The sequence below is a fragment of the Mycobacterium sp. genome, from assembly GCF_965229105.1.
In the GTDB taxonomy this organism is placed as follows: domain Bacteria; phylum Actinomycetota; class Actinomycetes; order Mycobacteriales; family Mycobacteriaceae; genus Mycobacterium.
The window spans coordinates 4,724,812-4,737,908 of sequence record NZ_OZ245858.1 but is presented as its reverse complement, the minus strand read 5'-3'; the positions used below and the strand labels follow the sequence as shown (position 1 = coordinate 4,737,908).

Annotated in this window: 13 protein-coding genes; 12 read left to right on the top strand and 1 reads right to left on the bottom strand. The window is 64.6% G+C overall.

Annotated elements, in window-relative coordinates; translation table 11 throughout:
* The first annotated feature begins 147 nt into the window (after nucleotides 1–147).
* The 4 genes from ADBZ9O_RS22140 to ADBZ9O_RS22125 all read left to right on the top strand — a co-directional run bounded on the left by ADBZ9O_RS22140 (nucleotide 148) and on the right by ADBZ9O_RS22125 (nucleotide 4,041).
* Nucleotides 148–1,578, top strand: a complete 1,431-nt coding sequence (locus ADBZ9O_RS22140; protein ID WP_526525058.1) for a form I ribulose bisphosphate carboxylase large subunit — start codon at nucleotides 148–150, stop codon at nucleotides 1,576–1,578.
* 125 nt (nucleotides 1,579–1,703) lie between these two features.
* The gene (locus tag ADBZ9O_RS22135) at nucleotides 1,704–2,129 is read left to right on the top strand and encodes a ribulose bisphosphate carboxylase small subunit (RefSeq protein WP_526525057.1); all 426 of its coding nucleotides are present in this window, start codon (nucleotides 1,704–1,706) and stop codon (nucleotides 2,127–2,129) included.
* On the top strand, nucleotides 2,126–3,124 hold the full coding sequence (gene cbbX, locus ADBZ9O_RS22130; RefSeq protein WP_526525056.1) for a CbbX protein: 999 nt from the start codon (nucleotides 2,126–2,128) through the stop codon (nucleotides 3,122–3,124). The genes ADBZ9O_RS22135 and cbbX overlap by 4 nt, the downstream gene beginning before the upstream one ends.
* Complete coding sequence (locus ADBZ9O_RS22125) at nucleotides 3,121–4,041, top strand: LysR family transcriptional regulator (protein WP_526525055.1); 921 nt, start codon at nucleotides 3,121–3,123, stop codon at nucleotides 4,039–4,041. Before cbbX ends, ADBZ9O_RS22125 begins: the two co-directional genes overlap by 4 nt.
* Here the strand turns inward: ADBZ9O_RS22125 and ADBZ9O_RS22120 are convergent.
* Nucleotides 4,038–5,099 carry a helix-turn-helix transcriptional regulator gene (locus ADBZ9O_RS22120; RefSeq protein WP_526525054.1) on the bottom strand — a complete coding sequence of 354 codons (1,062 nt, stop codon included), beginning with the start codon at nucleotides 5,097–5,099 and terminating at the stop codon, nucleotides 4,038–4,040. The two genes, ADBZ9O_RS22125 and ADBZ9O_RS22120, sit on opposite strands and share 4 nt — an antisense overlap.
* Before the next feature lie 216 nt (nucleotides 5,100–5,315).
* On the opposite strand from ADBZ9O_RS22120, the gene ADBZ9O_RS22115 reads away from it, so the two are divergent.
* The 8 genes from ADBZ9O_RS22115 to ADBZ9O_RS22080 all read left to right on the top strand — a co-directional run bounded on the left by ADBZ9O_RS22115 (nucleotide 5,316) and on the right by ADBZ9O_RS22080 (nucleotide 13,090).
* The gene (locus tag ADBZ9O_RS22115) at nucleotides 5,316–5,867 is read left to right on the top strand and encodes a DUF1641 domain-containing protein (protein ID WP_526525053.1); all 552 of its coding nucleotides are present in this window, start codon (nucleotides 5,316–5,318) and stop codon (nucleotides 5,865–5,867) included.
* An 85-nt stretch (nucleotides 5,868–5,952) separates the two neighbouring features.
* Complete coding sequence (locus tag ADBZ9O_RS22110) at nucleotides 5,953–6,924, top strand: NADH-quinone oxidoreductase subunit B family protein (RefSeq protein WP_526525052.1); 972 nt, start codon at nucleotides 5,953–5,955, stop codon at nucleotides 6,922–6,924.
* A gap of 61 nt (nucleotides 6,925–6,985) precedes the next feature.
* Nucleotides 6,986–8,590 carry a nickel-dependent hydrogenase large subunit gene (locus tag ADBZ9O_RS22105; RefSeq protein ID WP_526525051.1) on the top strand — a complete coding sequence of 535 codons (1,605 nt, stop codon included), beginning with the start codon at nucleotides 6,986–6,988 and terminating at the stop codon, nucleotides 8,588–8,590.
* On the top strand, nucleotides 8,587–9,444 hold the full coding sequence (locus ADBZ9O_RS22100; protein WP_526525050.1) for a hydrogenase maturation protease: 858 nt from the start codon (nucleotides 8,587–8,589) through the stop codon (nucleotides 9,442–9,444). Before ADBZ9O_RS22105 ends, ADBZ9O_RS22100 begins: the two co-directional genes overlap by 4 nt.
* A 5-nt stretch (nucleotides 9,445–9,449) precedes the next feature.
* Nucleotides 9,450–9,710 (top strand): hypothetical protein, encoded by a 261-nt coding sequence (locus ADBZ9O_RS22095; RefSeq protein WP_526525049.1) that lies wholly within the window; start codon nucleotides 9,450–9,452, stop codon nucleotides 9,708–9,710.
* Nucleotides 9,703–10,974 carry a hypothetical protein gene (locus tag ADBZ9O_RS22090; RefSeq protein ID WP_526525048.1) on the top strand — a complete coding sequence of 424 codons (1,272 nt, stop codon included), beginning with the start codon at nucleotides 9,703–9,705 and terminating at the stop codon, nucleotides 10,972–10,974. The genes ADBZ9O_RS22095 and ADBZ9O_RS22090 overlap by 8 nt, the downstream gene beginning before the upstream one ends.
* 14 nt (nucleotides 10,975–10,988) lie before the next feature.
* A complete protein-coding gene (locus ADBZ9O_RS22085; RefSeq protein ID WP_526525047.1) occupies nucleotides 10,989–11,900 on the top strand; it encodes a NifU family protein in 912 nt (303 codons plus the stop codon).
* Complete coding sequence (locus ADBZ9O_RS22080; RefSeq protein ID WP_526525046.1) at nucleotides 11,897–13,090, top strand: NHL repeat-containing protein; 1,194 nt, start codon at nucleotides 11,897–11,899, stop codon at nucleotides 13,088–13,090. Before ADBZ9O_RS22085 ends, ADBZ9O_RS22080 begins: the two co-directional genes overlap by 4 nt.
* The last annotated feature ends 7 nt before the right edge of the window (nucleotides 13,091–13,097 follow it).

Genomic DNA, 13,097 nt, shown 5'->3' with positions numbered 1-13,097 from the left:
GGCGACGACGCTAGGAGTGGGTGGGAAGGCCGTCCTCACCCAGAAGGTGGAACGTGCGGGGGGCTTCCATCACTGAAGTGAATGCTCATGTATTGCGCCCAAACACTTGATAGACAGGTTCAGTGTCGCACTGGCAGCATTCGAGCCATGGCAGACAGATGGAACGCGGGAGTCATTCCCTACGCTGAAATGGGTTACTGGCAGCCGGATTACGTGCCGAAGGACACCGACGTGTTGTGCGCCTTCCGGATCACCCCCCAGGAGGGCGTGCCTCCGGAGGAAGCCGGCGCCGCGGTTGCGGGCGAGTCCAGCACCGCCACCTGGACCGTGGTGTGGACTGACCGCCTCACCACCTTCGAGCACTATCAGGCAAAGTGTTACAGCGTCGAAGCGGTGCCGAACGCCCCCGGGCAGTGGATCGCGTTGATCGCCTACGACCTCGACCTGTTCGAGGAGGGGTCGATCGCGAACCTGACCAGTTCGATCATCGGCAATGTGTTCGGCTTCAAACCGCTCAAGGCCTTGCGTCTGGAAGACATGCGGATACCTGTCCATTACGTGAAGACCTTCCAGGGCCCCGCCCACGGGATCGTCACCGAGCGCGAGCATCTCAACAAGTTCGGCCGACCGCTGTTGGGTGCCACCACCAAACCCAAACTCGGGCTCTCGGCGCGCAACTACGGCCGCGTCGTCTACGAAGCGCTGCGCGGCGGACTCGACTTCACCAAGGATGACGAGAACATCAACTCCCAACCCTTCATGCGCTGGCGCGACCGGTTCCTGTTCTGCATGGAAGCGGTCAACCGGGCCCAGGCCAGCACCGGCGAGATCAAGGGGCACTACCTCAACATCACCGCCGGCACGATGGAGCAGATGTACGAGCGGGCGGAATTCGCCAGCGAGCTCGGCTCGGCAATCGTGATGATCGACCTGACGATCGGCTACACCGCCATCCAGTCGATGGCCAAATGGGCCCGCGATAACAGCGTCATCCTGCATCTGCACCGAGCCGGGCACGGCACCTACACCCGCCAGAAGGCGCATGGCGTCAGCTTCCGCGTCATCTCCAAGTGGATGCGCCTGGCCGGTGTCGACCATATCCACGCGGGCACCGTCGTCGGCAAGCTCGAGGGCGATCCCAACACCACGGCCGGTTTCTACGACACGCTTCGCCTCGACAGCGTCAAAGCCGACCCGGTCAAGGGGTTGTACTTCGACCAGGAGTGGGCGTCGATGCCCGGGGTGATGCCGGTGGCCTCTGGCGGTATCCATGCCGGTCAGATGCATCAGCTCATCCACCACCTCGGTGAGGATGTCGTCCTGCAATTCGGTGGCGGCACCATCGGGCACCCGATGGGTATCGCGGCAGGCGCCGAAGCCAATCGGGTTGCGCTGGAGGCGATGATCAAGGCGCGCAACGAGGGCCGGGACTTCTACAAGGAAGGCCCGGACATCCTCAAAAAGGCTGCGTCGCAGAATCGGGCGCTGGACGTCGCGCTGGCCACCTGGGGTGACATCAGCTTCAACTACGAATCCACCGACACCCCCGACGTCGTCGCGACGCCGACCGCCACCTAAGCGAGGAGCGCGACGATGCGGGCGGCGGAGTCGCCCGCGCGGGGAGCACGACAACCAAACAGACGCGATGGATGCGGTCGGCGGAGCCGGCCGAAGAGGAACGCGACCATTAAGTGAGGACCGATATGCGTATCACCCAGGGCACCTTCGCCTACCTGCCCGAATTCACCGACGCCGAAATCACCGCGCAGATCGACTATGCACTGGGCAACCAGTGGCCGCTGTCGGTCGAGTTCACCGACGACCCGCACCCACGCAACACCTACTGGGAGATGTGGGGTCTGCCGATGTTCGACCTGAACGACGCGGCCGGGGTGATGTTGGAGGTCAACGCCTGCCGGGCGGCGAACCCGAACACCTATATCCGGCTCAACGCCTACGACGCCAGCCTCGGCAGGCAGACCACGGCGTTCTCGTTCATCGTGAACAGGCCGGCCGACGAACCCGGCTTCCGGCTCGAGCGCGCCGAGAAGGCGAACCGGCAGATCGGCTATACGACCCACTCGTACGCCACGGCGCGTCCAGAGGGTGACCGGTACGGCCCGCAATGACGGGCACGGCCTTCGGGTACCGGCCCGGCGCCGACCAGGACCCGAATCCTGAGTCGGCGCCGGTGCTGTTGCCGGCCGACGCCGTGATCGACCTCGCCGAGGTGCGCCGCGAGTCCGGTGTCGATGACGTGCTGGTCGCGCTCGACGCCGAACTCGTCGGTCTCGAGCCGGTCAAAACCCGGATCGCCGAGATCGCGGCATTATTGCTGGTAGACACGGTGCGGGCACGGTTCGGGATCAGCGCACCGCAACCCACGCTGCATATGTGTTTCACCGGTAATCCGGGGACCGGGAAGACGACGGTGGCGCTGCGGATGGCCGAGCTGCTGCACCGACTCGGTTATCTGCGGCGGGGGCATCTGGTCAGCGTCACTCGCGATGATCTGGTCGGCGAATACGTCGGACATACCGCGCCGAAGACCAAGGATGTCATCAAACGTGCGATGGGCGGCGTGCTGTTCATCGACGAGGCCTACTACCTGTACAAGATCGAGAACGACCGGGATTACGGGTCGGAGTCGATCGAGATCCTGCTGCAGGTGATGGAGAATCACCGCGACGACCTGGTCGTCATCTTGGCCGGTTACGCCGACAAGATGGACCAGTTCTTCTCGGCCAACCCGGGTATGCAGAGCCGGATCGCGCACCACATCACCTTCCCCGATTACACGGTCGGTGAGCTGGAGGAGATCGCGGTACTGATGACCGACGAGCTGGGCTATACGTTCTCCGAGGAGGCACGCGACGTGCTGCGGCGCTATCTGCACCGGCGCATCGACCAGCCGTGGTTCGCCAACGCCCGCAGTGTGCGTAATGCGATGGAACGCGCCAGGCTGCGGCACGCGCGCCGACTGCTGGCTGGCTCGTCATCGGGGGAAGCCTGGGTCGACCTGGCCGCGCTGACCACCATCGACGCACCGGATCTGCTGGCCAGCCGCGTGTTCAGCGCCGTCGAACCCGACGACCAGGCATTATCGGGGCCGGAGGTGACATGACAACCAACGCACGCCTGCGCGCCCTCGTTGAACTGGCGGCGGCGGGATCGATGCGCGGCGCCGCCGAGCGTCTCGTGGTCACCGAATCGTCGGTCTCCGCCGCACTGCGCGCGCTATCGGCCGATGTCGGGGTCGCGTTGGTGGACCGGCACGGTCGGGGCGTGCGGCTCACTGCCGCCGGTGAACGCTATGTCGAGTACGCCCAGCGGATCCTCGGGCTGCACGATGAGGCGATCCTCGCCGCGCGCGGCGAGGCCGATCCCGAGAACGGTTCGATTCGCCTCGCGGCGGTCACCACCGCAGGGGAGTTGCTGATCCCGGCCGCACTGGCGTCGTTCCGCGAGAAGCACCCCGGCGTCGTGCTGCATCTTGAAGTCGCCGCGCGTAACGCCGTCTGGCCGATGTTGTCCTGTCATGAGGTCGATCTGGTGGTCGCGGGCCGGCCACCGGTGGATTTGCGGAAGAAGGTCAGGGTCCGCGCTGTCAGCCCCAATACGCTGCTCGTTGTCGGGCCCCCCGACGTCGCCGGTACCTTCGAGCCGGCCACCGCGACGTGGCTACTGCGGGAGTCAGGGTCAGGGATGCGTTCGACGCTGACGGCGTTGCTGGACGAGGCAGGCGTGGCGCCGACCCAGCTGGTACTCGGATCGCATGGCGCGGTGGTGGCGGCCGCGGTGGCCGGGCTCGGGGTGACGCTGGTATCGCGTCAGGCGGTTCGGCGCGAGATTGAATCCGGGGCACTCGTCGAGCTCCCGATGCCGGGAACACCGATGCAACGGCCCTGGCATGTGGTCAGCCAGACCCGGCCGACCAAATCCACCGAATTGCTCATCGAGCATCTGCTGTCCCACCGCGAACTGAGCTGGCGTCGACCGAGCGCTGCCAGGAATAAATCGGATTCGGATTCAAAAGGCTAGCGCCGCAACGTCTCTGACGGTGACTCACCCCACCGTTTGCGGTACTCGACACCGAAGCTGCCGAGGTGGTGAAACCCCCAGCGTTCCGCAACGGCGGTGACGGTGACGCCATCGGAGGGGATGGCATCGATCAGTTCTTCGTGCACCCGCTCGAGGCGCCGTTCGCGCAGATGGGTCATCGGGCTCATCCCCAGTTCCTCCCGGAAGCCCTGCTGGATCGACCGGACACTCATATGGACGGCTTTGGCCACCGCTTCCATCGTGATGCGTTCGGCCAGGTGGTCGTCGATGTAGTCCATGGCGGCCTGCACGACGGCGCGGCGCTTGTCCGGTTGCGGGGGAGCGGTGAACTCGGCATGGTAATTCGACGGCTGCAGGTGCAGCAGGCTGCTCATCACCAGTTCTTCCACCGCCCCGATGCCCTGCCCGCGCTGGATCAGCGAGCCGGCGTGGAACACCTCGGTGTGAATTAGCTGAACGGCGGCATGCCAACGCATCGCGGCGTCGGTGGTCAGGTCGAATTCTGGATCGAAAACCAGCGGGCGGGACAGGCTTCGACCCAGGATTCGAGTGAGGTGCGCAGCCATGGCCCGCTCCTCGATCCGGATCAGAAGTTGCGGGGAATCGTCGTCAAAACTGATCCGCAGGGGTAAACCCGGGCTGGTCACCAGCGAGCGGATGGTGTTCGACTCGAACGTCCGGTCGCGGTGCTCGGATATCGCTCGGCCGTTCATCGGCATGTGGACGGCGTAGTACTGCCCGAGTACGGGGATGTCGATGGTCGCCGCAACATGCAGGTTCAGGTAGAGCATGCTGACATTTCGCAACCGGATGCCGTGCATCGTCGCCGCAAAACCGGCGGCATTCTCGGGCTTCACCGTCAGGGTCAACGGTGAGAGCGCCCGGCCGATCAACCGTCCGGCATCGGCAATATTTTCGCTGTAGAAGATCTCGTTGTTCGCCAGTGCGGGAGGGACGCCGCGTGAGCGGACTTTGCGGCGAACGGGGTTGCTGGTCCGCCGGACATCGATGTACCGCAATCGGGTCAACCGGGACATCAAAGCAGCCCGGGACAGTCCACACGGGATACGTGAGGGTTACCTAAAGTATTCGCGGCGATCATGCAAGACTCCTGAGATTCGGGCGCGCACCAGCGCGCTCAAGTGTTCGCAATCCTGACAGCTCCTGCGCGAAAGCGATAGGCACGGCGGTAACGCGAGGTCTAGCTTGTGACTGGGGCCACAGAGTCGGGGCCCTCGGAAACAGGAGGTCCCATGACGGCAAACGGGCAGGTCCTTGCCCCCTCGGCCGCCGACGAGTTGCGTGAGCGGCTCGACGATCCCCGGGTGGCGGAATCGTTGAACACCCTGCTCGACCATGCCGACCTGCTCGCGGTACTGCTGACCGGGCTTGACGGCCTGATCCGCCGTGGGGACACCATCACAGATTCGCTTTCCGCCGCCGTCGGTGAGATCAAGGGGCCGGCCGCGGCGTTCGGCGCCTCGCTACCCGGAACCGCCGAACTCAAATCCATCGATCTCACCGCGCTGGCCCACACCGTGGCATCGCTGACAAAGGCACTGGTGGAAGCGACGCCAACCCTCGATCGGCTACTGCATTCACCGTTGGTGGATCCGGCGGCCGCCGACGTACTGGCCGAGCTCGGTCAGGCGCTGGTCGAAGGTAAAGCCGCTAACGATGCCGATCCCGGCGGACCCAAGGGAGTCTTCGGACTCTGGCGCGTCACCAAGGATCCGGACGTGACGCGCGGCATGGGATTCATCATTCAGGTAGCCCGCGCCTTCGGACGCCAACTTCCCCGCTAGCAACACCCGCACGCCCGAATCCCTTTTCAGCTCTGTTCCACCCAATTTGCGGCCTCGCCCTAGGTCGTTTTCGAGAGGAGTTTTGATGGCTTCTGTTCTATGGCTTCAGGGAGGTGCCTGTAGTGGCAACACAATGTCATTCCTCAATGCCGAAGAACCCAACGTCGTCGATTTGATCGTCGATTTCGGTCTCGATCTACTCTGGCACCCGTCATTGGGACTCGAGCTCGGAAAGAATGCGCAGAAAGTATTCTGGGATTGCGCTAAGGGTGATCGCCCATTGGACATATTCGTATTCGAGGGCAGTGTCATCGAGGCGCCGAATGGCACCGGGCGAATGGATATTTTCGCCGACCGCCCGATGAAGGACTGGGTTGTCGACTTGGCCGAGGCGGCTCAGATTGTGGTGGCCATCGGGGACTGCGCCTGCTTCGGCGGTATCCCCGCGATGGAACCCAACCCGTCGGGCTCGACGGGCCTGCAGTTCCACAAGCGCAACAAGGGTGGTTTCCTGGGACCGGACTTCCGCTCCAAGATGGGTCTGCCGGTCATCAACATCCCTGGTTGCCCCGCCCACCCCGACTGGATCACCCAGATCCTGGTGGCACTCGCCACGGGTCGTGCCGGGGATATCACCCTCGACGAACTGCACCGCCCGGAAACGTTCTTCAAGACGTTCACCCAGACCGGCTGCACCCGGGTCCAGTTCTTCGAATACAAACAGTCCACCATGTCGTTCGGCGAAGGCACCCGAACCGGTTGCCTATTCTACGAATTCGGCTGCCGTGGCCCGATGACCCACTCTCCGTGCAACCGGATCCTGTGGAACCGGCAGTCGTCGAAGACCCGCGCCGGTATGCCGTGCCTTGGCTGCACCGAGCCGGAGTTCCCGCATTTCGATCTGATGCCCGGCACGGTCTTCAAGACGCAGAAGGTCAGCGGCATGATCCCCAAGGAAGTCCCAGAGGGCTCCGATCACCTGACCTATATGGCGCACGCCGCCGCAGCGAAAATCGCTGCGCCGCAATGGTCCAAAGAAGACATGTTCGTGGTCTAGTCGGCGATCCGCCTGCTCCGAACACCCGAACCATCAGCCCTGGTTTTCGAAAGGACCCCCAATGACTTCGCTTGACCTGTTTGTCAGCCCCCTGGGGCGTGTCGAGGGAGACCTCGACGTTCGCGTCACCATCGACGATGGCATCGTCACCTCCGCTTGGACCGAGGCCGCGATGTTCCGCGGCTTCGAGATCATCCTGCGCGGTAAGGATCCGCAGGCCGGCCTCGTGGTGTGCCCGCGGATCTGCGGCATCTGCGGTGGCAGCCACCTGTACAAATCCGCATACGCCCTCGACACCGCATGGAAAACCCATGTGCCGCCGAACGCCACGCTGATCCGTAATATCTGTCAGGCGGCGGAGACCCTGCAGTCCATCCCGCGGTACTTCTACGCGCTGTTCGCGATCGACTTCACCAACAAGAACTACGCGAAGTCCAAGCTCTACGCCGAGGCGGTGCGCCGGTTCGCGCCGTATGTGGGCACCAGCTACCAGCCGGGCGTCATACTGTCGGCCAAACCCGTTGAGGTGTATGCGATTTTCGGTGGTCAGTGGCCGCACTCCAGTTTCATGGTGCCTGGCGGTGTGATGAGCGCACCGACGCTGACCGATGTCACCCGCGCGATCGCGATCTTCGAGCACTGGAAGGACAACTGGCTCGAAAAGCAGTGGCTGGGCTGTTCGGTCGAACGTTGGCTGGAGATCAAGACCTGGGAAGACGTCCTGGAGTGGGTGGACGAGAACGAATCCCAGTACAACAGTGATTGTGGTTTCTTCATCCGCTACTGCCTCGATATCGGGTTGGACAAGTACGGCCAAGGCGTCGGCAACTTTCTGGCCACCGGCACCTACTTCGAGCCGTCGTTGTATGAGAACCCGACGATCGATGGCCGAAACGCCGCGCTGATCGGCCGCAGCGGGATCTATGCCGCCGGCCAGTGGCACGAGTTCGACCAGGCGAATGTTCGTGAAGACACCACTCATTCGTTCTACGAAGACGACCGTCCGCTGCATCCGTTCGAGGGTGAGACAAGGCCGATCGATCCCGAGGTCGGTCGCAAGCAAGGAAAATACAGCTGGGCGAAGTCGCCGCGGTACAGCGTCGGCGATCTCGGCAATATTCCATTGGAAGCGGGTCCTCTGGCCCGGCGGATGGCGGCCGGCGGCCCGAATGCGTTGGGACATCAGGATAACGACCCGCTGTTCGTCGATATCATCAACAAGATGGGGCCCAGCGTGCTCACCCGGCAGCTGGCCAGGATGCACGAGGCGCCCAAGTACTACCAGTGGGTCCGGTCCTGGCTGGATCAGCTGAACCTCAAGGAGAGCTTCTACACCAAGCCGATCGAGCACGCCGAAGGTAAAGGTTTCGGCTCCACCGAGGCAGCCCGTGGTTCACTCTCGGACTGGATCGTCATCGAGGACGGGAAGATCAAGAACTACCAGGTGGTCACCCCGACAGCGTGGAATATCGGCCCCCGCGACGGTTCGGAGGTCCTCGGCCCGATCGAACAGGCGCTGGTCGGCTCCCCGATTGTCGACCCCGAGGACCCGGTCGAACTCGGACATGTCGCACGCAGTTTCGACTCGTGCCTGGTCTGCACCGTGCACGCGTACGATCCCAAGGGACGCGAGCTTTCGAAGTTCGTCATCAACGGAATGGTGTGATCCCGACGTCCATCGCAGATGTAGGCGCAGCCGGCCGGGGGGAGCCTCCGGATATCGAGCCACCTGGGTGCTCGGTACTCGTGGTCGGTTGTGGGAACCTGCTCCGTGGCGACGACGGTGTCGGACCTGTTCTGGTCCGCCATCTTTGGGAACGGGGTGTGCCCGATGGCGCCCGGTTGGTCGACGGCGGTACGGCGGGGATGGACGTCGCCTTTCAGATGCGTGGTGCCGAGCGCGTCGTCATCATCGACGCCTGCCTGACCACGGGGCCTTCCGGCCATCCGCCAGGCACCATCTTCCGGGTTCCCGGTGCTGAGCTCGAGGAGCTGCCGCCACTGCAGGGCCTGCACACCCATTCGTTCCGCTGGGACAACGCGATCGCCTTTGCCCGCTGGGCACTCGGGGACGCTTGCCCGACCGATATCACGGTGTTTCTGATCGAGGCGTCCGAAGTCGAACTCGGTGCCGAGCTCTCCGGGCCGGTCGAGGCAGCCATGACCGAGGTGATCGACATCATCGAGCGTGACTATCTGTCAGGGCTGCGGCCGCAGTCAGCCGATGAGCTGCACGTGGAATTCACCGCAGATGGTTACCTCCGTCTCGATAACCGCTTGGCCGCCAGCCGATTTCCCTCCGATGCCGTGACAGCGTTGATCAGGGATGTCGATTTTTGGTTGATCCCTTTGCGGGGACCCCGCAGCGGGGGCCTGCTGCTCAAACAACGCAACGTCGCGGGGGACCGCGCCACCCTGGTCCGGGAGGTTCTGATGGACCGGATACCCGTCGGCATTCATCAGGCATTCTGGGACGATGCACAGGGAGCACTACGCGTTCCGTTGGATCCCGACCGGTGATCGCGGTGTGTGAAGAACCCCGGTGTGAAGAAACCCGCCCCAAGACCGAGGCGCGCGCGGGGAGTTCCGCCGACGATGCGCTCGAGGTCCAGACGGTGGTCGTCGAGGAACGCGGGCGATGGGCGGTGGAGATCATCGTGCTGTTCGCCGACGGCGTCGTGCGGACCCGGATCGATACCCATGCGACCAAGGCCCGCGCAGAGTTGTCCGCCAGATTGATCAAGCGGGCCGCTGAACGCGAAATTCGAGGACCTGTGAATGGATGATGCCGTGACCACCTTGACCGCCGACCCCGATCTGGCTGAGCCGGTAGTCCTGGCTCGCCGACCACAGCCGTTGGGTGCGTTCCCGTTACCGTTGGGCTACTTGCTGATTCCTGCCGGCGCTGATACCGAGGCGGCCCGCGCAACCCTGCTGACCGGCAATGTGCCCGAGGTCTGGCCGTCGGCGTTACTGGCGCATGAGCGGGCGCTGGCCGGAGATCGGGACGGGGCGCTGGCGGCCTTGACAGGTTTCGACGCCGTCACCCGGTACAACCGGTTCGTGCTCGACCCGGATGCTGAAGACGCCGACGAGGTGCGCGCCGGACTCGGCGAATTCGCGGTCCTGGTGGATGTGGTGCAGTTTGCGCTCGGTCGCAGCGATGTGGTGCCGGAGATGGGTACCGCCGATGCCGAACTCGCTGCGGTCATCCTGTCCGCCCACGCGAGTAATGCCCTGGCTGCCGGTGACCCGGCCACTGCGACCGCCTTGCTCGACGTGGCCGTCGATGCCGCCGAACCGGCGTCGAAACCGCTGGCCGGACAGCTTCTCGGCGCGGCAGCGGCCATCAGTGCCGACAGTGGTGACGACAGCGGCGCGCACCGCCTGGAGCGGGCGCTGCGTCTCCTCGAGGGTGCCGACGGGTTGCGTGTCAGCCGGGCCGAATTACACCTGACCCTGGCCGGACTGCTGCACGAACAGGCGCAGGCACACCCGGAGCTGATGGTGACGGCAATCCCGCACTATCACTCGGCATTGCAGCTGGTGCTGCGCGAGGAAGCACCGCTGCTGTGGGCGTCGGCACACGCGAACCTGGCGACGGCATATCTGACCATGCCGATGGTGGAGGCGTCAGGGCAACTCCGACTCGGCGTCGCGGCCAACTCACTGCGGTCGGCGTTGACCGTTTACACCCGGGAAGACCATCCGGAGCAGTGGGCGAGTGTCCAACTGAACCTTGCCAATTCGCTGGTGTACACACCGTCGAAGCATCAGGCCGATAACCTCGTCGAGGCCGTCGAACTCTACGAGGCGATCCTGCAGGCGCGAGACCGGGATTCCGATCCGATCGGCCGGGCCAGGGTGCTGGCCAATCAGGGCAACGTGCTGGCGCATCTCGGATCCTTCGATCACGCCAAGGCGAAACTGTATGAGGCCCGGTTTCTGTTCGAGGAACTCGACGACCAAGATTCGGTACGGATGGTCAGGGGCGTGCTCGACGAGATCGCCCGTCAGCTGACGCTGAACCGGTCCGAAGCCACCCAGTGAGCGCCGAGCCAACGATGAGTATCGCCACCGTGGCATCACCGGCAGGGCGGCCTGCCGCCGGGGCCGAACCCAGTTTCGAGGATCTGGCCCGACGGGTCGATGATGCCACCGCCGCGGTGGCCGCGCTGGATCCGGCGGCCCGGCAGGTTGCCGAGGAGATGAAGGCGGCCGTCGAGGCGATCCACCGCGCGGGTCTGGTCACCATGGTGCGGCAGATGCGCGCCCACGACGCCGCCCGCGCCGTGCTGTTCGATTTGGTCGACGATCCGGTTGTGCACCTGTTGTTGTCCCTGCATCAGATCGTGCGGCCCGATCCGATCACCCTGGCCAACCGGGTGCTTGCCGAAGTCCGGCCCCAATTGCACAGCCACGGCGGCGATGTCGCCCTGGTGCGGATCGACGACGGGACGGCATTCGTCCGGCTCGAAGGGGCCTGTAACGGTTGTTCGATGTCATCGGTGACCTTGCGGAACCTGGTGGAAAGTGCCCTCGTGGAGGGCGTGCCGTCGGTGACCGGCGTGGAGGTGCTGGCAGCCGAGCCGTCGCCGACGCTGATCTCGGTGGAATCGCTGCGGGCCGGGCTGGACCCCGCCGGTGAAGGCTGGGTCAGGGTCGGGCCCGCCGCGGAGGCTCCTGCGGGTGACATCACTCCTGCGAGCCTGACATCGCGCTCCGGTGAGCACGCCGAGGTGATCCTGGTCAATGTGTCACAGCAGCTTTCGGCGTACCGCAACGAGTGTGCGCATGAAGCGCTGCCGCTGGACAACGCTGTGCTCGACGTCGCGAACGGCACCCTGACGTGTCCGTGGCACGGCTTCTGTTTCGATGCCACCTCCGGTGAGTGCCTCAGCGCCCCAGGTGCCCAGCTCGAACAACTGCCGCTACGTATTGACAAAGGTGATATCTGGGTCCGAGTCGGGACATGAGCCGCTACACCGTCCGCCACAATATCGGTGGCCGACCGGCCAGGGTGGATGTGGCGCCCGTCGCCGAGATGGACGGCGGGTGGCACCCCGACGTCTGGCTCGGCGCGCCGGCTCCCGGTGGCTTGGCGTTGCCGCCGGCCAGCCCGACGATGGCCTGGATGTACTCCCCGCGCGGGGTGTTCCTCGACGAAAACCACGTGGTGGTGGCCGATTCCGGTAACCACCGGGTGCTGGTGTGGCACGGGATGCCCACCTCTGATGAACAGCCCGCCGATGTGGTACTCGGCCAGCCCGACGGGACGACGGAGGGTCGCGCCGCCGGCGGCCGTGGCCCAGAGCGGGGGATGAACCTGCCGACCGGTGTGCTGATCCACGACGGCCGGTTGCTGGTTGCCGATGCTTGGCATCACCGCATCCTGGTGTGGAACGAGGTACCGCTGCTCGACGACACCCCGCCCGATCTGATTCTCGGCCAATCAGATCCAGCCTCGGTCAGCCCGAATCGCGGACGGGACTGCGCGCCCGACACGTTCTACTGGCCGTTCGGGATTGCCGTCATCGGGTCACGATTCTGGGTCGCCGACACCGGCAATCGACGGGTGCTGGGCTGGGACAATGGGATTCCGGACCCGCAGCAACCCGCCGATATCGTGCTCGGACAACCGGATGGGCACCATCGCGAAGAGAATCGCGGCGGTGTGGCAGGCCCGGCCAGTTTTCGTTGGCCTCATGACATTGCCGGACGCGATGATCTGCTGCTGGTTGCCGACGCTGGGGATCACCGCGTGCTGGGTTGGTCACCGCAACCGGGCACGGACCGGCCCGCCGATATCCTGATCGGCCAGTCCGATTTCACCGCATCCGACGAGTGGCCCTACGGACCCCATACCGGCGACAGGTTCCGCTTCCCGTACGCGATCGGCCTCGACAACAGCGATGAGGGTCCGGAGCGGCTCGCCATCGCGGACACCGCGAACAATCGAATCCTGTTATGGGACAACCTCCCCACCGATGGGCGGGCTGCTGATCATGTGCTGGCGCAGCCCGACTTCGGTTCTAACGGGGAGAACCGGTGGACATCGGTCCGGCATGACACCTTGTGCTGGCCCTACGGGATCTCCCTGCGCGGTGATCGGCTGGCCGTTGCCGATTCCGGTAACAACCGGGTCGTGATCTGGCGGAGGTCCTGATGGGACG